This is a genomic window from Ensifer canadensis (genome assembly GCF_017488845.2).
Classification (GTDB): domain Bacteria; phylum Pseudomonadota; class Alphaproteobacteria; order Rhizobiales; family Rhizobiaceae; genus Ensifer; species Ensifer canadensis.
The window spans coordinates 520,121-544,708 of the sequence record NZ_CP083371.1 but is presented as its reverse complement, the minus strand read 5'-3'; the positions used below and the strand labels follow the sequence as shown (position 1 = coordinate 544,708).

Here is a 24,588-nt window from a genome sequence, read left to right as displayed (position 1 = left end):
GGATCACGCACACGAATATTTGAGCGGATATCCGCACAGATCATCTGGAAACTTGCGCGGAATAATGCACAATTCCGCCATGTCCATGCCCGCGCCCAGCCCTATCAATCCAGAGGATCTCGACCGGCACATGCGCCGCGCCTGGCTGATTTTTGCCGCGCTAGCGTTGGTGTTGCTGGCAGCGGGGCTTTTTTTCGCCGGCGAATATGGGCGAAACAAGGCGCTTGAAACCGTCGACATCCAGAGCCGCATCGATGCCAATCTCAAGGCCTCGCTGCTGAGGGCAGTGCTGGAGCGGCAGCGCGCGCTGCCTCTGGTACTGGCAGACGATGTAGAGGTGAAGACGGCGCTTGAGAAGGGTGGCGACCAGCCGTTGCAGCGGCTCAATCAAAAGCTCGAGGCGCTGGCCGCCAATACGGATGCGGCGGTGATCTACGCGATTGGCCTCGACGGCGTGGCGGTGGCTGCCAGCAACTGGCGCGAGCCAACCAGCTTCGTCGGCAATGACTACGCTTTCCGCGAATATTTCCGGCTGGCGATGCGCGATGGCAAGGCCGAGCATTTCGCCATGGGCACCGTCAGCAAGCGGCCAGGCCTCTACATATCAAGACGTGTCGACGGGCCTGACGGCCCGATTGGCGTCGTGGTCGCCAAGCTCGAATTCGGCGGGGTCGAGGCCGATTGGCTCGCCTCCGGCAAGCCGGTCTATGTCACCGACCGGCGCGGCATCGTGCTGATCACCAGCTTCCCGTCCTGGCGCTTCATGACGACCCGTACCATCCCCGGGGATCGCCTCGCCGCCATCCGCGACAGCCTGCAGTTCGGCGATGCCTCCCTGCTGCCGCTACCGTTCCGCCGGATCGAGCCAACGAGCAATGGATCGAGCGTGCTGACAGCGCTTCTGCCCGGCAGCAGCGAGCGGCAATACCTCAGGGTCGAGACCATGGTGCCCTCGACCAGCTGGCGGCTGGAGCAATTGGCACCGCTAGACGCAGCCCTTGGCGCCGCGAGCCGCGAGGCAAGGCTGCTGGCCCTTGCCGTTATCGTGCCGCTGCTGGCGCTTGCCGCATTCCTTCTTCGCCGGCGCCAGGCTTTGACGCAGGTCGCGGCCAACGAACGCGCCGCGCGCGATGAGTTGGAACGCCGAGTGGCCGAGCGCACACAGGACCTAAGCCTCGCCCGCGATCACCTCGAAACCGAGATCGCCGACCACAGGCGCACGGGCGAGAGGCTGCAGGCGGTGCAGCAGGAACTGGTCCAGGCCAACCGCCTGGCAATCCTCGGACAGGTGGCGGCGGGCGTTGCCCACGAGATCAATCAGCCGGTCGCAACCATCCGCGCCTATGCCGACAATGCGCGCACCTTCCTCGACCGCGGCCAAAAAGAAACCGCCGTCGAAAATCTCGAAAGCATCGCTGCGCTGACCGAGCGGGTCGGCACCATCACCGACGAACTGCGCAGCTTTGCGCGCAAGGGCCGTTTCGTCGCCGAACCGACGGCGATGCGGGAGGTGATCGAAGGCGCTCGAATGCTGCTGCGCAGCCGCTTTGCCGGCCGCATGGACGCGATCGTCATCGACCTGCCTGATAACGGCCTCAGCGTGCTCGGCAATCGCATCCGCTTGGAACAGGTGCTGATCAACCTGTTGCAGAATGCCCTGGAAGCCCTCGGTGATCGGGCAGACGCTGAGATCCGTGTGCGGTGCGAGTTAGGCCCCTCCGAAACAGTTTCGCTTGTTGTCGCCGACAATGGTCCGGGCATTCGGCCCGATATCCTCGAAGACCTTTTCACGCCGTTCAACACCTCCAAGGATGAAGGTCTCGGTCTCGGCCTTGCCATCTCCAAGGAGATTGTCGCCGACTATGGCGGCGACATCGAGGTCAAGACCAGCCCTGAGGGCACCGTCTTCACCGTGCGTTTGAAGAGGGCCTGAGCGATGCAGCAATCCGTATGCCTCGTCGACGACGACAGCGAACTCAGGCGGGCGATCAAGCAGACGCTGGAGCTTGCCGGCCTCGCGGTCTCCGCCTTTCCCGGCGCGGCGGAAGCGCTCGCAATCCTCAACCCGGATTTTAGCGGGATCGTCATCAGCGATATCCGCATGCCCGGGATCGACGGCCTCACGCTGTTTCGCCGGATCGCCGATTTCGACCCCGACCTGCCCGTCATTCTGGTCACCGGCCACGGCGATATCCCGATGGCCGTTCAGGCCATTAAGGACGGCGTCTATGATTTCATCCCGAAACCCTTTGCCGCCGACCGTCTGGTGCAGAGCGCACGCCGCGCCTTGGAAAAACGCCGGCTGGTGATGGAAAACCGCGCGCTGAAACGCGCAGCCGAAGTCGCCGGTGAGAGCCTGCCGCTGATTGGCCAGACACCGGTCATGGAACGGCTGCGCCAGACCTTGCGGCATATCGCCGACACCGACGTGGATGTGCTTGTTGCCGGCGAAACCGGCAGCGGCAAGGAGGTGGTGGCGACGCTGCTGCACAATTGGAGCCGGCGCCGCAACGGCAACTTCGTGGCGCTGAACTGCGGCGCACTGCCGGAAACGGTAATCGAGAGCGAGCTTTTCGGCCACGAGCCCGGCGCCTTCACCGGTGCCCTGAAGAAGCGCGTCGGCCGTATCGAGCATGCGAGCGGCGGCACGCTTTTCCTCGATGAGATCGAGGCGATGCCGCCGGCAACGCAGGTCAAGATGCTGCGAGTGCTTGAAGCCCGTGAGATCACGCCGCTTGGCACCAATATCGTGCGCCCCGTCGATATTCGGGTCATCGCCGCGGCCAAGATCGACCTCGGCGACCCGGCCCAGCGGGGCGATTTTCGCGAGGATCTCTATTTCCGGCTGAACGTCGTCACCCTGTCGATCCCGCCGCTGCGCGAACGCCGGGACGATATCCCCCTTCTCTTCTCGCATTTCCTGACGCGGGCAGCCGAGCGTTTCAAGCGCGACGTGCCGACGCTTTCGCCGGCCGTCAGCCACTATCTGAGGTCTCATTCTTGGCCGGGCAATGTGCGCGAGCTCTCGCACTTCGCCGAGCGCGTCGCCCTTGGCGTCGAAGGTTCGCTCGGCCAACCGATTGCCGCGGCGCCGACCAGTGCCGGCCTGCCCGAGCGGATCGAGCGCTACGAGGCGGAAATTCTGAAAGAAGCGCTGCGGGCGCAGCACGGCGACGTCAAGGCGACGATCGAAGCGCTCGGCATTCCGCGCAAGACCTTCTATGACAAGCTGCAGCGGCACGGCATCAACCGTGCGGATTATGCCGATCGCCGGGGATCAGAGAAGTCCGGCCGCTAGCGCATTTCCAGGAAAAGTGCGGAGCGGTTTTCCGTCAGGAAATGCGTAAAAACGAAAAGAACGAGCGTGCCCGCGGCTTCGTCTCATCCGGAAACGCTCTACCGGGCAATCAACAGGCCTGACACGCAACCTTCGGATTAACGCTTGACGGCGCATCCGGATCGATGGCTATCTCTAGGCATTCACCAGGGGGGTCCCGTCAAGGGGCTGAGATACTGCTGGGCGGATCGGCTTTGCCGACCGAGGCGCAGTGACCCGTTGAACCTGATCCAGTTCATACTGGCGTAGGGACGGTGCAGACATTGACGCCACGATTCCGTCATTCGCGCGGAATTTCAGGCAAACATGTCTTTTCCTTCCGGCTTCAGAACTGGGTCTCCAACCGCAAACTTGGAGCCTCATCATGAATATTGCCACCAAACCCGCAGAACTCTCGGTCACAAAAGGCCCGCTTCCCGCCTCGAAAAAGGTCTACAAGCCAGGCACGATCCATCCCGACATCCGCGTTCCCATGCGCGAAATCACCCTGCACCCGACGTCGGGCGAGCCGCCGGTCACCGTCTACGACGCCTCCGGTCCCTACACCGTAGAAGATGCCAACATCCGCATCGAGGATGGATTGCCAAGACCGCGCCGCGACTGGATCATCGCTCGCGGCGATGTCGAAGCCTATGACGGGCGCGACGTGCGGCCGGAAGACAACGGCTTTGCCTCCGGCGACCGGCTGACGCCGACCTTTCCCCTCCGTCACGCGCCGCTGCGCGCAACCGGCCGGCGCGCGGTGACGCAGCTTGCCTATGCGCGGGCCGGCATCATCACGCCCGAGATGGAGTTCGTCGCCATCCGCGAGAACCTTGGCCGCGACGCTGCACGCGCCGCGCTACGCGACGGCGAAAGCTTTGGCGCCCATATCCCCGATCACGTCACGCCCGAATTCGTCCGCCAGGAGATTGCCAGCGGCCGCGCCGTGCTGCCGGCCAACATCAACCACCCAGAATCCGAACCGATGATCATCGGCCGGAATTTCCTGGTGAAGATCAATGCCAATATCGGCAACTCCGCCGTCACTTCGTCGATGGCCGAGGAAGTGGAGAAGATGGTCTGGGCCACCCGCTGGGGCGCCGATACGGTGATGGACCTTTCGACCGGCCGCAACATCCACAACATCCGCGAATGGATCATCCGCAACTCGCCCGTGCCGATCGGCACCGTGCCGCTCTACCAGGCGCTGGAAAAGGTCAACGGCATCGCCGAGGATCTCACATGGGAAGTCTATCGCGATACGCTGATCGAGCAGGCGGAACAGGGGGTCGATTACTTCACCATCCATGCCGGTGTCCGGCTGCACTATATCCCGCTGACCGTCGACCGCGTCACCGGCATCGTCTCGCGCGGCGGCTCGATCATGGCGAAATGGTGCCTGCACCACCACAAGGAGAGCTTTCTCTACGAGCACTTCGAAGAGATCTGCGACATCTGCCGCGCCTATGACGTCTCGTTTTCGCTCGGCGACGGCCTGCGTCCGGGCTCGATCGCCGATGCCAATGACGCGGCGCAATTTGCCGAACTGGAAACGCTGGGCGAGCTGACGAAGATCGCCTGGGCGAAAGACTGCCAGGTGATGATCGAGGGCCCCGGCCACGTGCCGATGCACAAGATCAAGGAAAACATGGACAAGCAGCTCGCTGTCTGTGGCGAGGCGCCGTTCTATACGCTTGGGCCCCTGACGACCGACATCGCCCCGGGCTACGACCACATCACCTCGGGCATCGGTGCCGCGATGATCGGCTGGTTCGGCACGGCCATGCTCTGCTATGTGACACCGAAGGAACATCTGGGGCTTCCCGACCGCAACGACGTCAAGGTGGGCGTCATCACCTACAAGATCGCGGCCCATGCCGCCGATCTCGCCAAGGGGCACCCGGCGGCCCGCACCCGCGACGACGCCCTGTCGCGCGCCCGCTTCGAGTTCCGCTGGGAGGACCAGTTCAACCTGTCGCTCGATCCGGAAACCGCCCGCTCCTTCCACGACGAAACCTTGCCGAAGGAGGCGCACAAGGTCGCGCATTTTTGCTCCATGTGCGGGCCGAAATTCTGCTCGATGCGGATCTCGCACGACATCCGCGCCGAGGCGCAGAAGGAAGGTTTTCAAGCGATGGCGGCCAAGTATCGTGAGGGTGGCGACCTCTATATGCCGGTCGACAGCGAGGCAGACGTTCGGGGATAACCACGCCAGAAGGGGCGGCGACCCCGCCCCTTCTGGCGCCCGGCGGGCTCCGGCACTCTTTACGCAATGGCCCATCTCTTCTTCATGCTCGGGCTCGACCCGAGCATCCACATTGGAGGCAGCCGGCTTGTCGATACGAGGCTGACACAGAGGTGCCGGCTGGATGCTCGGGTCAAGCCCGAGCATGACGGTGTGAGAGGAATTGCTGCCGCATCAGCATCTTGATCGCTCCAAGGAGGTCGCACCCGGCCCCTTCCGGCGCCCTAAGGGCTACCTGCAAGCCGGACGGCGACGTCGAGCAGGACATTGGCACCGGCGACGAGATCTGCCGGATCCGTGTGTTCGCGCGGATTGTGGCTGATCCCGTCGCGGCTCGGCACGAAGATCATCGCCGCCGGCGCGATGCGCGCGATCATCTGGGCGTCGTGGCCGGCGCCGGAGGTCATCCGCCGGCTCTTCAGCCCACGGGCCTTCGCGGAAACTTCAATCGCCGCGACGATCGCACCGTCGAAACTGACGGGCTCGAACCGGGCGAGACGCTCGACAGAGACGATCACATGCTCTTCCTGCTCAAGCCGGTCGAGAAAGCCGGAAAGCGCGCTTTCAAGTGCCCTCAGGCGATCCTCGTCCGGGTCGCGCAGGTCGATGGTAAAGACCGCGCGCGAGGGGATCACGTTGATCGCGTCCGGCTCGAAGCGCATGGTTCCGATCGTCGCAACGCTCGGCGCGTTTGATCGCGCGATGTGCTCGCGCAGGAACAGGCCGACGCGCGCGGCAGCAAGGCCCGCATCGGAGCGCATTGCCATCGGCGTCGTGCCGGCATGATTGGCAACGCCGTCGATGGTCACGCGCTGCCAGGAAATCCCTTGCAGATTTTCGACGGCGCCGATCGTGGTCGCTTCGCGCTCAAGCACCGGCCCCTGCTCGATGTGCAATTCAACATAGGCATGAGGTTTCAGAAAGCCGGGCTCCGCGGTGCCGGCGTAACCTATGCACGCGAGTTCCGATCCGAGCGTCGTGCCATCGGTTCCGACCGTCGCAAGCGCGGCTTCGACCGCAAGGCCGCCCCCATGAACAAGCGACCCCAGCATATCGGGCGCGTAGCGCACCCCCTCCTCGTTGGTAAAGGCCGCGACGACGATCGGGCGGACAGGCGCGAATCCCTGCTCCTTCAGTGTCTCGATGACTTCGAGGGCGGCCAGCACGCCGTAGCTGCCATCGTAGATGCCGGCATTGATGACCGTGTCGATATGGGAGCCGAGCATTAACGGCGATTGCCCGGCGTTATCCTGGCTTTGCCAGACGCCGAAGATATTGCCGATGCGGTCGACGGCGATCTCCAGCCCCGCGGCCCGCAGCCAAGCGACTAGGCGGTCCCGCCCGAGCTTGTCGGTGGCAGACGCAGCAAGCCGTGTCAGTTGCCCCTGATCGTTGCGCCCGATCGCGCCGAGTTCGCGGATGCGGGTAAGCAGACGTTCGGCATTAATGGACTGATGAGACATGACGGCGCCGCCTTCAATCGTGTTTGTATTGAGCATCGCGACTGTCACTGCCCCACATCCGGTGCGGCCAGCCGTTGCCGGACGATTTCGGCGTGGAACCGGGCACCGAAGATCAAGGCATCGTCATTGAAGTCGTAATGCGGATTGTGCAGCGGCGCGGATTCCTGGCCGTTGCCGATAAAGACGAAGCAACCCGGCACATGCGCGAGGAACCGGGCAAAATCCTCCGATCCGGTCATCGGCTCGGCGGCGACGGCGACATTGTCCGTCCCGAACACCGCACCGGCCGCTGCGAAGGCATGATCGACGAGAGCCGGATCGTTGAGCAGCGGCACGAACTCACGCGTATAGGTCACCTCGACCTCGCAGCCATAGGCATCCGCCGTCCCCTTGGCGATCGTGCGCATCTGCTGTTCGATCCTGGCGCTCACCTCAGGTCGGAAGCTGCGCGCATCACCGAGAATGCGGGCCAGGCCTGGCAAGGCATTGCGCGTGCCGTCGGTGATCAATTCGGTCACGGAGACGACGGCGATATCGGCCGGAGAGAGCCTTCGCGAAACGATGGTCTGGAGATTGACCACTGTCGCGCAGGCAGCGACCAGCGTCTCGTTGCCCGCGTGAGGTCGCGCGGCATGGCCGCCGACGCCCTTGAGCGTGACCTCGAAATTGTCTTCGGCCGACATGATGGCGCCGGCACGGGTCTCGAACTTTCCGACCGGCAGGCCCGGCATGTTGTGCAGCCCATAGATCTCGTCGAAGGGAAAGCGTTCCAGCATGCCATCGGCGAGCATGGCAAGTGCACCCTTCCCCCATTCTTCAGCTGGCTGGAAAACGAAGCGCACGGTCCCGTCAAAGCCGCCCTCCTCGGTCAGCAGCTTCGCTGCGCCGAGCAGCATCGCCGTATGGCCGTCGTGGCCGCAGGCGTGCATCGTGCCGGGCCGGGTAGAGCAATAGGCAATTGTCCCCTGTTCCGCGATACGCAGCGCATCCATATCGGCACGCAGCGCTATGGCGCGATTTCCCGTTCCATGCCGCAGCGTGCCGATCACCCCGGTGCCACCGATACCTTCGGCGACCTCGTCCAGGCCGAACTCCCGCAGCTTGGCGGCAACGAAGGCCGCTGTCCGCTTTTCCTCGAAACCGAATTCCGGATGGGCGTGCAGGTCATGACGCCACGCCGTCATCTCCGCCACAAGCTTGTCGATATCCGTGTTTGCCATCCGCGTCATACCCTTTCCAATTTCTCAGCCCCGGCGACATCAGCCGGCGCGAGGCCAACCAGCTCTTCGTAGCGTTCAGGATCCGTGGCACCTTCGGTATTGATCACCAGGATCCGCGAATTGGCATCAAGGCCGAGGGCGGCGCGCATGTTCGGGTCTCCGGCGACCGTGATGAGGCCAGCCAGCCCGACACCGCCGCTTTCACCAGCAACGATTGCCGGATCGCCCCCTTTCGGGCGAGCGAGGCGGTTCATGATCGAAACGGCATCCTCCTCGTCGATCATCATGAAGGCGTCGGCAACACGCGAAAGAATGCGCCAGGCGACAAGAGAAGGCTCGTAACATTCGAGCATCGCCATGACAGTTGGCTCGCCATGTGGCACTTTCACCGGATGGCCGGCCCTTGCCGTTTCCAGCAGGCAGGCAGCTCGGGCCGGCTCGACTACGACTAAGCGCGGCCGGTCATGACCGTAACGCAGCGCCAGTTGCCCGGCCGTTGCAGCAGCGATTCCGCCGACGCCGGCTTGCACGAAGACATGCGTCGGTGGTGCGTCGATCGTCCGCAAGGCTTCGCACAAAAGCGCCGTATATCCCTGCATGACCAGACCGGGAATATATTCGTATCCCGGCCAGGAGGTGTCCGATACGACGGTCCAGCCACGCTCGTTGCAGACCTTCGCCGCAAACTCCACCGAGTCGTCATAGGTTCCTTCGACCCGGACGATCTCGGCGCCGTAATGCGCAATCGCCTCTATGCGTTTCTGGCTGACACCGGAATGCACGAAGATCACCGATTTCGCACCGACAAGCTCAGCGCCCATCGCCACTGAGCGACCATGGTTGCCATCCGTGGCGCAGCCGAACGTCATTTGGCGCGCGACCGCGCGAACGTCAGGGCGCGTGAGATCGTCTATGTCGACGTCCAGGCCTGTCTGCTTCCGGACCTCGTCAAGCACCAGCCGGATCACCACGTAGGATCCGCCAAGCGCCTTGAAACTGCCGAGCCCGAGCCGATGGCCCTCGTCCTTGACGAAGATTGCTCCGACCCCGAGTTCGGCCGCAAGCGCCGGCAAGGAATGAAGCGGCGTCGGCCGATGATCGTCACGGCGCGATAGCTGCCGCTCAACCTCTGCAGCCGCAGCAATCGAGAGCATTTCGGCATCGTCAGGCAGCAGCGGCGATCCGAAATCGGCATGGTGGTTGCGAATGAGCATGTGGGCAATCTCCTCGTTCGATGAAGTTATATTTCACCGAACGAGAGAAATGCGCTCTAAATGGAGAGCCCTTACGCAAGTTTGTAAATGACAATGAGGAAATGATGGCCGTTTCAAAGAGCACATCGGCGGAGCTCGACCGCTTCGACCTGGCAATCCTCTCAATCCTGCAGAAGGACAACACGACGCCACAGCGACAGATCGGCGAGGCCGTCAACCTGTCTGCGCCGGCCGTGCAACGGCGGATCAAGCGCATGGAAGAAACTGGGGTCATCCGCAGCAATGTCGCGGTGATCGAGCCGGCGCGGGTCAACCAGGCCCTGACGATCCTTGTCGAAGTGGAGGTGGAAAGCGAGCAGATCGACCTGCTCGATGCGGCCAAGGCCGCCTTCTCGGCCGCTCCGGAAGTCCAGCAATGCTATTACGTCACGGGCGACGTGGATTTCATGCTTGTCGTGATCGTGCCGACGATGGGCGATTACGAAGCCTTCACCCGCCGCATGTTCTTCGGCAATCCCAACATCCGGCGCTTCCGAACCTTCGTGACTATGGACCGCGTCAAGGTCGGTCTGTCAGTGCCGGTGGAAAAGCCGCGCTGAAGGCTACTTTCGTCCGGCGAGCGCCTTCTTCTCCGCCTCCGCCTCCAGAGGTGCGCCGGCACCGATCGAGGTCAGATAGGCATCGACGGTTTCGAGCGACAAAGCCGGCGCAAATCCTTCACCGCTTTCGGGTGTGACGATCGCCAGTTGCGTCTGCCAGCGTCCGGCGTTTCGGCAGGCAACCGACACGAAATCCGGCTGATCCGGCCGCTTCATCTCATATTCGCGGCAAATCTGCTCGCCGCCGACCTGGAACGTCGCAAGGCCGCCGTGCCGGTGCTCATCAGTGCCTCGCCGATGACGAGCGTGCCGGCGAGAAACAGGAGCAGGTTCCACTCGACTGTTTTCAGTGCCTTGCGAAAGGACAACCCCGAGACCTTTTCCGAGGCCATGACGAGGGCGCCGATCAAGGCAACGAAGGGCAAGGCAACGCCATGAAGGCCCGATGTCGCAAGCGCCAGAACGATGAGCGCCGTCACCGCCAGCAGCGTCCGCTCCTGCGCATTGAGCGGCTGCCTTTCAGCCGGCGTGCATGGCTCGAAAGCAGCGTTACGATCCTCGGCGCCGAGGAAGAACCGCAGGATGAGGCCACAGGCAATCAGGCTCGTGACCAATCCGAACGGGGCAGCCAGCAAGGCCCAATCGAGGAAATCGGGCGCTTTGCCGCCGCTGCGACGGATGAAATCGACCGCCACCAGATGGGCGCCGGCACCGGTCAGCGAGGCGGCGGCCGAAAGCAGGATCACCGACGGGAAAAGCAAGGCAAGCGCCCGTGTCACGCCGGGCCGGCCAATGGCGGCCGTCAGCCCCAGAAAGACCGGCATGAAGATTACCGCCCGTGCTGACGTGGATGGGATGATGAAGGCGGTCGCAAAGATCGTCAGAGTTACAGCCCAGAAAAGGCTGCTGACGCGCTGGAACGGTGCCAGCAGCCGGAAGGTGAGACGCTCCACCAGCCCGGATGCCTGAAGCACCGAGGCAATGACGAAGGCGGCGATCATCAACCAGACGATATCGTTGCCGAGCGCTGCAAACATCGCCTCTTCGCTGACGGTACCGGTGGCGCCCAAAGCCAGCGCTCCGGCAAGCGCCACCGGCGTTTCAGGCAGGTCGAAGATCGTCCAGCAGACAAGCGTTGTCGCAAACACCATCAGCGCCAGACGCATCGGCATGGTCAGCCCATCAGCGGCAACAAAGATCAGGATCGTCGCGAAGATCAGCAGCGACCCGGTCAACAGCCGCACTTGGCGCAGCGGCATCTGACCGGCTCGCGGTGAAAACTCCCGCGCGACAACCGACCGTCATGATGTCTCGATGAGGGCCTAACGGTGCTGCACGCGGTTTATTCCCGCCCGAAGCACGGCCCGTTTCAATTTGTTGATCGGACGAGGTAGTTGCGCGCACTTCGGCCAGCGCGCCTGTCAATGTTCACGCCGTGCGCCATATCAATGTAGTGGACCGCGAAATGCCGGCAGTCTTGGGCTACGGTTCACCGTTGGAGGAAGCGAATTATGTTCGTCAGGGAATTGTCGCGTGAGGAATGTATCGCCCTCATCTCCTCGCACCATATCGGTCGGCTGGCCTGTGCCAGGGATGACCAGCCCTACATCGTCCCCATCCAGTACGCCTCTGCCGCGAACCGGCTATACGGCTTCTCCATGCCCGGACAGAAAGTCGACTGGATGCGCTCAAATCCTCGTGTCTGTGTCCAGATCGACGAGTTCTCTGACAGGGGAAGTTGGAAAAGCGCGGTCATCTACGGCAGGTATCGGGAGTTGCCGGATACGGAGCAAGGGCATCAAGAGCGCCTGCAGGCATGGTCGCTGCTGGAGAAGCGCACCAACTGGTGGGAACCGGGCGGTTTGAAGCCGGCGGAGCAGGGTGTCGTCGGAACGTCTCCACATCTGTTCTTTGTCATCGAGATCGACGAGATGACCGGGCGCGCCATGGACGAAGATCCGGTGGACATCTCCTCGCATTAACGAGAAGACGCCCAAGCTGGGAGGCCTGGCTCATCGAGACGACGGGGGGTGCTCCCCGCCAGCCAGCCTCAGCCGATCCGTATCAAGCGCCCTTGCGCGCGACCACGGGCACGTAATGTTCGAGTTCCGGCGCGGGGAACTGCAAGGTGGCGTTGATCTCTGCGGAGCGATAAAGCCCCATCAGCATCTCGACCACGGCCAGACCGTCCTCGAAAGTTTCGAGCGGCTTCTGGCCCTTGCGGAAGCATTCGACCATGTGGCGGTTTTCGTCGGTATACCCGTAGACGCCAGCCTCGTCCTCGAGCACCGGCATCAGCCCCTGCTCGGCATTCTGCTTTTCGACCAGATCCTCGCCTTCCGACCCCGTGACTTCGCGAGACATGAAGATCTTCAAGCCCGTGCTCAGCGAATTGTATTCGAGCGCATATTCCGGTCCGAGCAATTCGAGCTGGATGCGCAGGCCGGCGCCGACATAGGCCCAGGAGGTCGTCGCTTCGATCATCAGTTCGTTGCCGTCCTGATCCTCGAGTGTCACCGTCGCGCGCGCAAAATCCTCCGAAGGGCGGTTGCGATAGTCCACATCGTTGCCGAAGCGCTTGCGCAGCTGTTCGGCATAGTTGGGACGTGTCCATTTCAGGTTGGCGACGGTGCCGTTGACCGACTTGATCTTCAGTGAATTGCGCGGCGCACCGGGCGCGGTCAAGAGATAGCGCGCCACCTCGACGCTGTGGCACATCATGTCGGAGAGAACACCGCCGCCCTGCTTGTCGCCCTGCCAGAACCAGGGCTCGTGCGGACCGGAATGTTCCTCTGCCGCCCGCGCAAGATAGGGTCTGCCGGTGGTGGAGGCGGCGCGACGCCAGATGATTTCCTTGCCGCGCAACACCGGCGTGCAGAACACCTGATTTTCGAGATAGCCATGATTGAGGCCGGCATCTTCGGCCAGCGTCAGCATCTCGCGGGCTTCCGCCACCGTGCGCGCCAAGGGCTTCTCACAGGCGACCGCAAAGACCTTGCTGCGGCCTGACTTGATCGCCCCGTGCAGGGCGCGCATCACGTCGAGGCGCGTATAGTTCGGCGACAGGATCCAGATCGCGTCGACGTCGTCGGCTGACAGCAGCGCTTCCAGGCTCTCATGCGTGCGGCAGGAGCCGAGCCCGAGCGTTTCGACTTCCTTCGCAAATTTTTCGCGGTTTTCCGCCTTGCGGCTGAAGACGCCCGTCACTTCGACATTGCGCACGCCGATCATCGATTTCAGGTGGAAATGGGCGATGAAGCCCGTTCCGACGAAACCCACGCGCAGCGTGTGCTTCGGTAGCTGTGTCATTTTCTTCTCCCAGATTTTTCGGCCGGAGCATGATGCCGAAAGTGTAAGCGGTTTCGGTCGACATCATGCTCGCCTTATGAGTGACGTGGCGCGGTGGTGCTGGCCCGAATGCTCAGGGTCGTCGGCAGCACTATGGGCGGCGCATGCGCCACCTCCTCGCCGGAAAGCATACGAAGCAGCAGCGACATCGCCGTTCTGCCGATGTCGGCGCGCGGCTGGTTGACCGTGGTCAGCGGCGGATAGAAAGCCTTGCTCAGATAGAGGTCGTCGAAGCCGACGACGGAAACATCACCAGGCACATCACGGCCGAGGCGACGCAACTCGTGAATGGCGCCATAGGCCATTTCGTCGTTGGCGGCGAATATCGCCGTCGGCGGCTCGGCCAAGGCAAACAATTGGCCGCAGCAGAGCTGGCCGGTTTCAAGCAGGTAATCGCCCCGAGCCTCGTAGCCGTCAGGGATCGCAAGGCCGGCCTCGTGCATCGCGGCGCGATAACCGTCTCGGCGGTGAATGGCCATCACTTCGGGCAGCGGCCCGGCGATGTGGGCGATCTTGCGGTGACCAAGCGAGATCAGATGCTCGACCGCAGCCCTGGCGGCGGCAAGGTTGTCGACCTGCACATGCGGCAGCCCCGAGTCGTCGATCATTTCCAGCGCGACGACGACGGGCAGATGCGCCAGGTCGAGACCAGCATCATGCCCTGCCGGCGGCAGCTTGCCGGTCATCAGGATCATGCCGTCGGCATGGCCATCGCGCAGCATGTTGAAATACTCCGTCTCGCGATCCGGATCGTTCTCGGTGTTGCCCATGAGCACGGAGTAGCCGGCCTCGCGCGCCGTCGCCTCGACGCCTTTCAGAATGTCGAGATAGAACGGGTTGCCGACGTCGCGCACGACCAAGAGCACCGACATCGACTTGCGGGTGCGCAGGTTGCGGGCGCTGACGTTCGGCCGGTAGTTGAGTTCGCGGGCAAGCGCATGGATGCGCTGGCGCGTTTCCGCCGTCACCAGGCCGGAATCGCTGAGCGCCCGCGACACGGTGGCAACGGAAACGCCGGCACGCTCGGCAATATCCTTGATCTTCGGCCTGTGATCGCTCATGTCCGCATCGCCTTTCCGCGGCCGTAAAACAGCATCAAGAGCAGCAATGTCGCGCCGAACACCATCTGACGGCCGGATTCATCGATGTTGACGGTAGTCAGGATGCCCTGGAGGATCACCAGCAACAGCGCGCCTGCCATGGTGCCGGTGTATCCGCCCTTGCCGCCGGCAAGCGACGTACCGCCAAAGACGACCGCGATGATCGAGGACAGCATGTATTGCTCGCCGACATTGGCGAAGGACGAGCCGGAATAGCCAAGCAGGCAGAGGCCTGCGATCGCCGCGAACATGCCGGAGATCATGAACAGGCCGATGCGCATGCGGCGGACCGGCACGCCGGCCATATAGGCCGCATGTTCGTTGGAACCGATCGCATAAATGCGATGCCCGAAGACGGTGCGGTTGAGCATGAAGGCCATAAACAGGCCGACGGCGATCCAGAGCCAGATGATGCCGGGAATGCCGAACACCAGCGGCTGGGTGACGAAGGCGGAAAGACCGGGTGCCGCGCGGCCGGAGGGAATGCCGTTGCGGATGACGACCAGCAGGCCCTGGAGCACGCCGAGCATGCCGAGCGTCATGACCAGCGGCGGGATACGCAGCAGCGTGACACCCAGCCCGTTCAGGAGGCCGAAGAAAGCCCCGGTCGCCACGCAGGCAAGGATCGCCGGCAGGATGCCGCCGTCGGCGCCGTTCATGACATTGCCGGCAATGATCGCCGAAAGCGAAACGACGCCGCCGACCGAGAGATCGATGCCTTCGCGGCCGCCGAGAATGACGACGTTCTGGCCGGCCGCAACAATGCCGAGCAGCGAGGCGACAATCAGCAAGCGCAGGATCTGGTCGGCCGAGGCAAAGCCCGGTGACAGGCTTTCGCCAAGATAGAGAAGTGCCACGATCAAAAGCAGCGCGATGACCAGCGGCTTCTTGAGGAAGGAAATAACGGCGTTCATGCGCGTGCCCTCCGGCCGGCAAGCACGCCTGCCATCAAGACGAGGAGGATGGCGAGACCTTGAACGAAGTTCTGCCACTCCGACGGCGTGCCCATGAAGAAGACGAGCGAGTTGACGAGACCGATCGTCAGCGCGCCGAGCAGAGAACCGACCACGGTCGTCCAGCCGCCGGCAAGCGCGCTGCCCCCGAGCACGACGGCCGCGACGCTATAGAGCGTCATCTTGCCACCGACGAGCGGATCGCCGCTGGCGGTGTCGCCGGTCAGGCAGAACGCTGCGAGCGCCGAAAACAGGCCGCAGAGCGCATAACCCTTGATGCGGACCAGGACCACGGGAAGACCGGTCTGGTAGGCCGCCTGCTGGTCGTCACCGACGGCCAGAAGCTGGGTGACGAGGCGGGTGCGCGACAAAAGGAAGAGCAGAACAGCGAGTGCTGCAAGCACATAGAAGACGAAGGGAAGACCGAGCAACCGCCCGCCATAGGTCCGCCAGAACAGCGCCGGCGCCGGCGTGCCGGCCACTGGCATGACATAGAGCGCAACGCCGGTGAAGAAGATACTGGTCGCAAAGGTAGCGACGATCGCCTGCAGCCTGAGCGCTGCAACGACGATGCCGTTGATAACCCCACAGACGAGCCCGAGCAGAATGCCACAGATCAAGGCACCGATGACGGCGCCGGCGCCACCACCCCATTTTTCCATCAAAACGACAATGGCGACATTGACGAGTGACAGCGTCGCACCGGCCGACAGGTCAATATCCCCTGCGGAAACGACATAGGTCTGGGCGATCGCCAGCATGATCAGCGCCATATAGGTGCTGAGCAGCCCCGTCAGCGAGCGGTAGCTCAAGCTGTTGGGCGAGAACACGCCGTTCAACGCCAGAAGCGCGACGACAATGACCAGCGCCGGCAGGAACGGATAGCGCTCGAGCCAGAGTTTTAGCCCACCGGCGCGGGAAGGTCGAATTTCTGTCGTGGTCGGTGTCATCACGCGGCCTCGTATGCAGCCTGGTAAAGATTGTAGCGGGTGCGATCCTCGCCGGTGAGCTCGCGAGTGACCGACCCGCCGTTGAAGACGAGGATGCGGTTGGCATTCCCGAGCAATTCGGCGTCCTCCGAGGAATAGAGCAGGATGCCGAGCCCCTCGCCTGCCAGTTGGCGAATGAGGGCAAAGAGATCGGCCTTGGCCGAGAGGTCGATGCCCTTGGTGGGGTCGTCCAGCAGCAGCACATCCGGCCGATCGATCAGCCAGCGGGCGATGATCACCTTTTGCTGGTTGCCGCCGGAAAGCGAGTTGATCGGATGCAGGAGACTCGCGAACTTCGTATGCATCGCCTCAAGCGCCGGCATCGCCTTTTCCTTGAGCGTTGACGGACGTGCAATCATCAGCCGATCACGCAGGTAATGGATGGGCGTCACATTCTCGATGATCGGTCTGCCGGCAATGACGCCGTCGCGACCGCGGTCACCCGAGACATAGGCGCAACCGCGCCGGATGGCGTCGCGCGGGCTTCTCGCATCGAGACGATCGCCGCCGATGCGGATTTCGCCCGCAGTTGTGGAGCCGGCGCCGAAAATCGCCCGCAACACCGCCGATTGCCCCTGGCCGTGAAGCCCGCCGAGACCGAGGATCTCACCCTTGGCGACCTCGAAGCTGACATTGCGGAAACCGGCACCCGACAGCTTGTCGACGGTCATGGCGTCGCCGGCCGAAAAGCTTGCCACGGCAGGCACTGAGGACTGCGAGGCCGGCATGTCGCCGGCGCCGCCGACCATCAGCCGGATGACCGCGGCAGGATCGGTCTCGTTCAGATTGAGCGTCTTGATCGTCTCACCGTCGCGAATGATCGTCACCCGATCACCGATCGCGGTGATCTCGTCCATGCGGTGCGAAATGAAAATGATGCCGCGGCCGTCGCGCTTTAGCCCGCGCAGGATATCGAAGAAGCGGTCGACCTGTGCCCTGTCGAGTGCCGAGGTTGGCTCGTCGAAGATCAGGATCGGGGCTTCACTTGCCAGTGCCTTCATGATCTCGACAAGCTGTCGCTGATCGGCGCGCAGATTGCCGACGAGCGTCTCGGCCGCAAAACCATCACCGGAAACGCCGGAGAAAAGATCGATGTAGCGCGCCGCGCGCGCCTTCAGGGCGGCACGGTCGATAAAGATTCCGGCTTTGACCGGCAGCATGGCAAGGCAGATATTCTCCTCGACCGAGCGGTTTCCGGCAAGGCTGAGCTCCTGGTAGAAGATGCCGATGCCCTGCGCCCTGGCCGATTGCGGCCCTGATATCGTGACCGGCCGACCGTCGATGAGGATCTCTCCGCCATCGGGGCGCACGCTGCCGGCAATGATCTTGCACAATGTGCTCTTGCCCGAGCCGTTCGAGCCCATGAGCACATGGACTTCGCCGGCGGCGATCTCAAGGTCGCCGCGGCGCAAAGCCAGGGTGGCGCCGTAAGCCTTGCTTACGCCGTTCATCTTAAGTTTCGACATGAGGATCGTCCGTATGATCGGGTCAGAAGCGCCGGGCGGACCACGAGATCCGCCCGGTCTTGAGCGCTTACTTGAAGAGCGCTTCAGCGTCTTCGATTGAAAGGGCGCTGGTGTAGGAGTAGTAGCCCGGCTTGCCGTCGACCTGCTTGGCGGCATCCGCCAGGTTCTTGGAGTCGATGAACGGGATCGGCAGGTACATGGCGTTCTTGTACTGGCCAGCCGTTGCCGGTTCCTTCAGTTCCTTGCCCTGCAGCATGAGGACGGCGACATTGAGCGCGCTTGCCATGACGCCGGGCGGATTGACGGTCGCGCCGGAGTTCAGCTTATCCTTGCTCCAGAGATCGATGAAGTCCTTGCGGATCTCGCCGGTTGCTGCGATCTGGCTGGCCTTGCCGGCATCCATGATCGACTTCCAGGCGCCGGCAGCCATGCCGTCCTGCACGACGACGCCGTTGACGTCAGGATAGGTCGCCAGGATGTTCTGCATGGCCTGTTGGCCCTGCGCCTGATCCCAGTTGGCGTTGACCTCGTTGACGACTTGGATATCCGGATAGTCCTTGAAGACGCTCTTATAGCCGGCGACCCGCATCTCGTTTGCCGGGTGGCCTGCGACGCCGTTGATCGCCACGACCTTGCCCTTACCACCGAGCGTTTCGGCAAGCCACTTGGCACCGGCCGCACCCCATGCCGTCTGGTCGATGCCGACATAGGTGGCATCCGGCGAAGAGACTTCGGCATCAGTGGCGATCACCAGAATGCCCGCTTCCTTCGCCTGCGCGAAGATCGGGTCGAAGGCCGTCGGGCTGTTGGGGTTGATGATGATGGCGTTGACGCCCTCGGCAATGAAATTGCGCACATGGGCGATCTGCCCGGGCACGTCGACATTGGCGCTCTGGACGCTGACTTCGACGTCGACGCCCTTTTCCTTCCATTTTTCCGCGGCCGCCTTGGCCTCGTCGATCATCTGCGTGCGCCACTCGCTGCCGACCCAACCATTGGACAGACCAATCTTGAAGGTCTCGGCATTGGCGAGCGAGGCGGAGATGGCAATGGATGCGACGGTGCCGAGTGCTACGGCGATAAGCTTCTTCATAAGATCCTCCCAAAATCTTGCGAGAACCATGAAGCCAGAAAATGTAATCGATTTCAATGGGGGTTTTCAGCGATTTTTGATGGGTTTTTCGAATTTCTGTCGTGAACCTGCGCAAGGTGTGATCTGGCCGGGCCAATCGCCCGGATTGCTGGGGAAAGTTGGCGCTTTCCGTGCCGCTCGTCCCCACTTGGCCGTATGTGTCCTTGGCCATCGAGGCGGCACATGCAAAAGCAAGGCAAGGCGAAAGCTCGATTCGCATCCGCACTCGGCCAAAGCAGGACCGCGACCATGAAATGACAGAAGCGATGAGCGGTTTTGCAGAAGCCGCCTTCAACCCAGCGACCTGTTGCTGGAACTGCAACACTTCGTTGCTCGCCGACCGGCTAGCCGGCATTTGCCCTCAGCCAATAGTGTTAAGTTTGGGCAAAGAACAACAACTGGTCCCCAACCAGAGGAGAACATCATGACCGGAAAACCCGGAGCCGCCGCAGGCGGGCTCTATCTGCACATCCTTGTGCTCGCGATCGTCATCGTCTCCGAGCTGATCGGCATTCAACGCCTGTCGATCAGCCTCGGCACCGTGATCTTCCTGCCGATCCTTTATGCCTTCGCACTCGGCATCATGCTCAATCCCGCCATTTTCAAGGCGAGCGCCAAGTTCATTTCCAAGGATGCGGTCAAGCTGTCCGGCGCCATGATCACCGTTGCGATCATGCCTTTCATTGCCAAGTTCGGCACAACAGTCGGACCACAGATCTCCAAGATCATCGAGGCCGGACCGGCACTCGTGCTCCAGGAACTCGGCAATCTCGGCACGATCCTCATCGCCTTCCCGGTCGCCGTGTTCCTATTGAAGATGGGCCGCGAAGCCGTCGGCGCCACCTATTCGATCGATCGCGAGCCCAACATCGCGCTGATCGCCGACAAATACGGCCTCAACTCGCCGGAAGGCGCCGGCGCCATGGGAGTCTATGCCACCGGCACACTCATCGGCACATTCGTCTTCGCGATCATGCCGCCGCTCGTCCACGGCCTCGGCATCTTCGACGTGCGCGCTCTTGCCATGTCCTGCGGCGTCGGCTCCGGCTCGATGCTTGCGGCCTGCACCGGCGGTCTCGTCGCCGTCGTTCCGGACCAGAAGGACATCATCCTGGCGCTGGCAGCGGCCAGCAACATCCTGACCTACGCGACCGGCCTTTATGTCGGCATGTTCGTCGCCCTGCCGCTGACGGAATGGCTTTACAACAAAGCCCGCCCGTCCGACCGCAAAACAGCCTGATCGGGGAGACAGGAACAATGGCCAATCAAACCAACACCACCACCAATCTTGCTGATGACCTGCCGCTGAATGCGGAAGATGAGCGCAAAATCGATGTCGTCAAACACTCCGGGCTGCTGCTGATCGCCTGCGCCATCGGCCTGATCGCCAACTGGGTCGGAACGGGCACGTCGCCGCTCATCGCCCTGCCGGGCATGGCGGTGCTCTATGTCGCCTGCATCATCGGCCTCGGCTTTGCCCGCTTCGTACCCTTTTACCTGCCTGGTGTCGCCTGGGTATCGCTGATCGCGATCCTGATCACCATTCCCGGCGTCCCGGGGGCTGCCTGGGTCAGCGAACAGGTCGAGCACCTGAACTTCCTGGCGCTCGCCACGCCGGCGCTTGCCTATGGCGGCCTGGCGCTGACAGCGAGCGAATTCGCCATCGCCCGTCGTTCGGGCTGGAAGATCGTCATCGTGGCGATCTGCGTGATGATCGGAACCTATATGGGCTCCGTCGTCGTTGCCGACCTGTTCCTGAGATTGGGCCAGTAGGATAGAACAGCAGGCCGGCCGCGTTTGCGGCCGGTTTCCAATGTGCAGAGACAGGATGAACGAGATGAGCCGCCACGACATCAGCCCCGACCGTATCGCGGAAACGATCGCCTGGCGCCATCACCTGCACGCCCACCCGGAACTCGCCTTCGAGGAACGGGAAACCTCCGCCTTCATTGCCGGCAAGCTTGCCGAATGGGGCATCGCGACCAAAACCGGCTATGCCGGCACCGGCCTTGTCGGCACGCTGTCACGCGGCACTTCGACCCGCGCCATCGCCATCCGCGCCGACATGGACGCGCTGCCGATCGTCGAGGCCAGCGGCGTTGCCTACGCGTCGAAAACATCCGGCAAGATGCATGCCTGCGGCCATGACGGTCACGTCTCGATGCTGCTCGCCGCGGCGCGACAAGCCTCCGAGATGGATTTCGACGGTACCGTACACTTCATTTTCCAGCCGGCGGAAGAAGCGGAAGGTGGCGCCCGCGCCATGGTCGCCGACGGCCTCTTCCGTGATTTTCCGGCTGACGCAGTCTATGCCCTGCACAATTGGCCGGCGCTTAACGTCGGCACCTGCGTTGCCCGCGACGACGCGATGATGGCCGCCTTCGGCGTGTTCGAAATCCGCATCACCGGCAGAGGCGCCCACGGGGCGATGCCGCATGAGGGCGCCGACCCGCTGGTTGCCGCAGCCCAGATCGTCTCCGCGCTGCAGACGATTGCCAGCCGCAACGTCTCGCCGCTCGACGCAGCCGTCGTCTCCGTGACCCAGATCCACGGCGGCGATGCCTGGAATGTCATCCCGCAGGAAGCTGTCATCCGCGGCACGACACGCTGGTTTGCGAAAGAAGTCGGAGAAATCCTCGAAAAGCGCATGCGGACGCTGACGGCGGCCATCGCCGAGGGCCTCGGCTGCAGCGCCGATCTCGACTATCAGTACCGCTATCCCGCCACGATCAACGATGCTGCATCGGCCGCCTTCGTGCGCTCGGTCGCAGCAAAGGACAGTGCCCTTTCGGTCGTCGATGCCGCCCCCAGCATGGCTGCGGAAGATTTCGCCTTCATGCTGGAGCAACGCCCCGGCTGTTACCTCTGGCTCGGCGCACGCCGCGAAGGCGCCAACCCCGGCCTGCATTCACCGCACTACGATTTCAACGATGCGATCGTTCCGCAGGGCGTCGACCTCTGGACAAGGCTGATCGCCACATCTCTTGGTCGTTGACCTCAAACCGTTTCCGTCGCACATGACCACCATGGACGTGCTCGACGCGAAAGCGCTCAAGATTTTTATGGCCGTTGCCCGCATCGGATCGATCCGGGGTGCGGCCGAACACATGGGGCTGGCGCCGTCGGTCGTCAGCCGCCAGATCGCCGACACCGAACGCGAGATCGGCCTTGCGCTGTTCGAACGAACAGCACGCGGCACAGTGCTGACGGATGCCGGCGAACTCGTTCTCGAACACGGCAAGCGTGTTCTTGAAGACAACGGCCTGCTCGCCGAACAGCTCGACCAGATCCGCGGCGTCCAGCAGACGCGCATCCGCATTCGCTGCGGCGAAGGTTTTATGGCGGACCTTGTCGAACACGGGCTGTCGTCATTCTCGAGGGCGCATTCATACGTCCGCTATATCGTCGAACTCGGCAGCACCGAGGACGTGGTCGATGCCATCGCCAACAGCGACGCGGATATCGGCATCGCCTACACACCGCTGACGGACCCGCGCATCCGGGCGCTGGCAATCGCCCGCCAGCCGCTTTGCGTCATTGCTCCGATCGGGCATGCCCTCGCCAGCCGCACCGGTCTGAAACTGGCGGACTGTCTGACCTCGCCCTGCGCCATGCTCGGCAAAGGCAACGGCGTCACCCAGATCGTTGCCCGCGTCGCCGCCGACGCCGGCATGGCACTGGCGCCGTTGCTCGAAACCCATTCGATCGAAGTGTTGCGCCGTTTCGTCGCCTCCGGTCTCGGCGTCACCTTCCTGCCGAGGACCGCCGTCTCCGGCGAAATCGACCGCGGCGTCATGCAGGCGGTCGACCTTGAAGATCCGCTGCTGCGCGAGGCGAGCGCTCACCTGATGGTGCGTGCGCATCGCCGCCTGCCGCTCTCGGTAGAAAAACTCGGCCAGCATCTCGCGCAGGAAATGCAGTCCTTCAAAGCCTGAGGCTTACCGAACCGGCATCCGGACGGCCCGTTCTGCACTCAGTTCCACCGACAGGAAACCTTTACGCGAGTTGACCGTTGTAGCTCCAGGACAGAGGAGAAGGTTGAATGGCATCCGTCCGATACATCGTCGCGGACGTCGACGAGGCGGTCGCGTTTTATCGAGACAATCTCGAATTCAAGATCGACAAGCACAACCCGGGCAAGTTCGCCGCGCTGCTGCGCGACGACCTGACGCTGTATCTCAGCGCCCCAGGTGCCGGGAGCGGTGGTCAGGCCGGCGGTGATCCGAAGCCGGGCGGGTGGAACCGATTTATGATCATTACAAACGAGGTCGATGTCCTCATTGAGCGGTTGCGCCGCACTGATGCAAGATTCCGCGGTGAAATCAGCGACGGCGGTGCCGGCCGCGCCATCCTACTCGAAGATCCGTCGGGCAACGTCATCGAGCTATTCGAGTTCAAGAAGGACTGAACCTGACGTAAAGCTGATGGCGGCGGGCGGTTGCCTTCGATACGTCGTCTGCTCCTGGTCATGGCGCGTTCCGCCACCGACGTCAGGTTCCCGTCTTTGACCAAACGGACGGGCGGGATCCACGCCCATCTCAGTCGTCCGGTTTATGGGTTCACGGCTTAGATCATCGCCGTGGGCAAAGCGGCCACCAGCGCATCGACCGCAAGACGGACTTTCAGCGGCAAGTGCGGCGTGCGCAACCAAAGGGCATAGTTGTCGAACACATATCCCGGCTCGCCTTGCAACACTTCGACAAGGACGCCGGACTTGATGCGGTGGCGAACGAGCCACGACGGCAACCAGGCCAGCCCCATTCCGGCAGCCGCAGCATCGGCGATGGCCTCGAGATCGTCCAGCCGCAAGCGATTGGCGGGCGTCACTTCCAAAACCTGCTGCCCGTCGCGCGGGAAAAGCCAGGGATGCACCCATCCAGGTCTATTATATGTCACCGCATGATGGCCGCCCAGATCGTCGATCTGTCTCGGGGTGCCATGGCGCTCGACATAGGACGGCGATGCGCACACAACCATGCTGTGGCTGGCAAGCCGACGGGCGATCAGCCCGGACCTGTCCTCCAGAGTGCCGGTGCGGATGGCAAGGTCGTAACCATCCTCGGCGAGATCGACGATGCGATCGCCGAAGGAGAGCTCAAGCTCGAGCCTTGGGTATTTCCGGGCAAACTCCATCAGAATGGGCGCGACGCACCGCCGGCCGAGCAGCGCCGGCATGGTGACGCGCAACCGACCGCGCGGCTCGGAAAGCTGATCGGCCGCAAGTGCGTCTGCCGCTTCGGCCTCCGCAAGGATGACACGGCAGCGGTCATAATAGGCGCGACCGAATTCGGTCAGGCTCTGTCGACGCGTCGTGCGGTTGATCAGACGCACGCCGAGCCGCTCTTCGAGAAACCGAACATGCTTGCCGACCATCGGCCCGGAAAGGTCGAGCGCTTCCGAGGCGGCCGCAAACGAGCCGAGATCCACGGCTTTGACGAACACCGCCATGCTCGTAAGGCGATCCATATTCGAAACTCCTGGTTTCTACTGCTCTGCCAAATCCGACATTTATCGAATTCCAGCCGACGCGCATAGCTTAT

22 protein-coding genes and 1 riboswitch are annotated in these 24,588 nt (G+C 62.8%); of the genes, 10 read left to right on the top strand and 12 right to left on the bottom strand.

Annotated features, from left to right (window positions below):
- Positions 1-64 precede the first annotated feature (64 nt).
- The 3 genes from J3R84_RS22110 to thiC all read left to right on the top strand — a co-directional run bounded on the left by J3R84_RS22110 (position 65) and on the right by thiC (position 5,525).
- On the top strand, positions 65-1,933 hold the full coding sequence (locus J3R84_RS22110; RefSeq protein ID WP_057209829.1) for a sensor histidine kinase: 1,869 nt from the start codon (positions 65-67) through the stop codon (positions 1,931-1,933).
- A gap of 3 nt (positions 1,934-1,936) precedes the next feature.
- Positions 1,937-3,298, top strand: coding sequence for a sigma-54-dependent transcriptional regulator (locus J3R84_RS22105; protein ID WP_203527820.1), 1,362 nt, complete (start codon positions 1,937-1,939; stop codon positions 3,296-3,298).
- Between the two features lie 177 nt (positions 3,299-3,475).
- A riboswitch (TPP riboswitch) is annotated at positions 3,476-3,607 on the top strand.
- A 94-nt stretch (positions 3,608-3,701) separates the two neighbouring features.
- Entirely contained in the window at positions 3,702-5,525 is a 1,824-nt protein-coding gene (thiC, locus tag J3R84_RS22100; protein WP_025429258.1) for a phosphomethylpyrimidine synthase ThiC, read from the top strand.
- Between the two features lie 263 nt (positions 5,526-5,788).
- On the opposite strand, the gene J3R84_RS22095 is transcribed toward thiC, so the two are convergent.
- The 3 genes from J3R84_RS22095 to J3R84_RS22085 are packed head-to-tail and all read right to left on the bottom strand — an operon-like array spanning position 5,789 to position 9,461.
- Positions 5,789-7,027 carry a Zn-dependent hydrolase gene (locus J3R84_RS22095; RefSeq protein WP_203527818.1) on the bottom strand — a complete coding sequence of 413 codons (1,239 nt, stop codon included), beginning with the start codon at positions 7,025-7,027 and terminating at the stop codon, positions 5,789-5,791.
- A 44-nt stretch (positions 7,028-7,071) separates the two neighbouring features.
- Positions 7,072-8,247: a M20 aminoacylase family protein gene (locus tag J3R84_RS22090; protein ID WP_107027548.1), complete on the bottom strand. Its 1,176-nt coding sequence runs from the start codon at positions 8,245-8,247 to the stop codon at positions 7,072-7,074.
- Between the two features lie 5 nt (positions 8,248-8,252).
- Positions 8,253-9,461, bottom strand: a complete 1,209-nt coding sequence (locus J3R84_RS22085; protein WP_203527815.1) for a diaminopropionate ammonia-lyase — start codon at positions 9,459-9,461, stop codon at positions 8,253-8,255.
- A 104-nt stretch (positions 9,462-9,565) separates the two neighbouring features.
- Here J3R84_RS22085 and J3R84_RS22080 point away from each other — a divergent pair, with 104 nt between their 5' ends.
- Positions 9,566-10,060 carry an Lrp/AsnC family transcriptional regulator gene (locus J3R84_RS22080; protein WP_057210102.1) on the top strand — a complete coding sequence of 165 codons (495 nt, stop codon included), beginning with the start codon at positions 9,566-9,568 and terminating at the stop codon, positions 10,058-10,060.
- A gap of 3 nt (positions 10,061-10,063) precedes the next feature.
- On the opposite strand, the gene J3R84_RS22075 is transcribed toward J3R84_RS22080, so the two are convergent.
- Both J3R84_RS22075 and J3R84_RS22070 read right to left on the bottom strand, forming a co-directional pair.
- Positions 10,064-10,276 (bottom strand): hypothetical protein, encoded by a 213-nt coding sequence (locus tag J3R84_RS22075; protein ID WP_203527812.1) that lies wholly within the window; start codon positions 10,274-10,276, stop codon positions 10,064-10,066.
- The gene (locus J3R84_RS22070; RefSeq protein ID WP_057222841.1) at positions 10,273-11,319 is read right to left on the bottom strand and encodes an SLC13 family permease; all 1,047 of its coding nucleotides are present in this window, start codon (positions 11,317-11,319) and stop codon (positions 10,273-10,275) included. Before J3R84_RS22070 ends, J3R84_RS22075 begins: the two co-directional genes overlap by 4 nt.
- A 252-nt stretch (positions 11,320-11,571) precedes the next feature.
- Here J3R84_RS22070 and J3R84_RS22065 point away from each other — a divergent pair, with 252 nt between their 5' ends.
- Positions 11,572-12,042, top strand: coding sequence for a pyridoxamine 5'-phosphate oxidase family protein (locus J3R84_RS22065; protein WP_057209844.1), 471 nt, complete (start codon positions 11,572-11,574; stop codon positions 12,040-12,042).
- A gap of 82 nt (positions 12,043-12,124) precedes the next feature.
- On the opposite strand, the gene J3R84_RS22060 is transcribed toward J3R84_RS22065, so the two are convergent.
- From J3R84_RS22060 to J3R84_RS22035, 6 genes are all read right to left on the bottom strand, one after another.
- Positions 12,125-13,369, bottom strand: a complete 1,245-nt coding sequence (locus J3R84_RS22060; protein WP_057209846.1) for a Gfo/Idh/MocA family protein — start codon at positions 13,367-13,369, stop codon at positions 12,125-12,127.
- A 74-nt stretch (positions 13,370-13,443) separates the two neighbouring features.
- On the bottom strand, positions 13,444-14,469 hold the full coding sequence (locus J3R84_RS22055) for a LacI family DNA-binding transcriptional regulator (protein ID WP_025429270.1): 1,026 nt from the start codon (positions 14,467-14,469) through the stop codon (positions 13,444-13,446).
- Positions 14,466-15,422 (bottom strand): ABC transporter permease, encoded by a 957-nt coding sequence (locus J3R84_RS22050; protein WP_025429271.1) that lies wholly within the window; start codon positions 15,420-15,422, stop codon positions 14,466-14,468. Before J3R84_RS22050 ends, J3R84_RS22055 begins: the two co-directional genes overlap by 4 nt.
- Entirely contained in the window at positions 15,419-16,411 is a 993-nt protein-coding gene (locus J3R84_RS22045) for an ABC transporter permease (RefSeq protein ID WP_025429272.1), read from the bottom strand. Before J3R84_RS22045 ends, J3R84_RS22050 begins: the two co-directional genes overlap by 4 nt.
- Positions 16,411-17,916: a sugar ABC transporter ATP-binding protein gene (locus J3R84_RS22040; protein WP_025429273.1), complete on the bottom strand. Its 1,506-nt coding sequence runs from the start codon at positions 17,914-17,916 to the stop codon at positions 16,411-16,413. The genes J3R84_RS22045 and J3R84_RS22040 overlap by 1 nt, the downstream gene beginning before the upstream one ends.
- A 67-nt stretch (positions 17,917-17,983) precedes the next feature.
- The gene (locus tag J3R84_RS22035; protein ID WP_025429274.1) at positions 17,984-19,009 is read right to left on the bottom strand and encodes an ABC transporter substrate-binding protein; all 1,026 of its coding nucleotides are present in this window, start codon (positions 19,007-19,009) and stop codon (positions 17,984-17,986) included.
- A 463-nt stretch (positions 19,010-19,472) separates the two neighbouring features.
- Here J3R84_RS22035 and J3R84_RS22030 point away from each other — a divergent pair, with 463 nt between their 5' ends.
- The 5 genes from J3R84_RS22030 (at position 19,473) to J3R84_RS22010 (ending at position 23,456) form a co-directional block, all read left to right on the top strand.
- Positions 19,473-20,288: a DUF3100 domain-containing protein gene (locus J3R84_RS22030; protein WP_107027454.1), complete on the top strand. Its 816-nt coding sequence runs from the start codon at positions 19,473-19,475 to the stop codon at positions 20,286-20,288.
- Between the two features lie 17 nt (positions 20,289-20,305).
- Complete coding sequence (locus tag J3R84_RS22025; protein WP_057222838.1) at positions 20,306-20,821, top strand: hypothetical protein; 516 nt, start codon at positions 20,306-20,308, stop codon at positions 20,819-20,821.
- A gap of 64 nt (positions 20,822-20,885) precedes the next feature.
- Positions 20,886-22,043, top strand: coding sequence for a M20 aminoacylase family protein (locus tag J3R84_RS22020; RefSeq protein ID WP_057210104.1), 1,158 nt, complete (start codon positions 20,886-20,888; stop codon positions 22,041-22,043).
- Positions 22,044-22,065: 22 nt separating this feature from the next.
- On the top strand, positions 22,066-22,983 hold the full coding sequence (locus J3R84_RS22015; protein WP_225906260.1) for a LysR family transcriptional regulator: 918 nt from the start codon (positions 22,066-22,068) through the stop codon (positions 22,981-22,983).
- 107 nt (positions 22,984-23,090) lie between these two features.
- Positions 23,091-23,456 (top strand): VOC family protein, encoded by a 366-nt coding sequence (locus J3R84_RS22010; RefSeq protein ID WP_057209850.1) that lies wholly within the window; start codon positions 23,091-23,093, stop codon positions 23,454-23,456.
- 158 nt (positions 23,457-23,614) lie between these two features.
- On the opposite strand, the gene J3R84_RS22005 is transcribed toward J3R84_RS22010, so the two are convergent.
- Positions 23,615-24,514 (bottom strand): LysR family transcriptional regulator, encoded by a 900-nt coding sequence (locus J3R84_RS22005; protein ID WP_025429280.1) that lies wholly within the window; start codon positions 24,512-24,514, stop codon positions 23,615-23,617.
- Between the last annotated feature and the right edge of the window lie 74 nt (positions 24,515-24,588).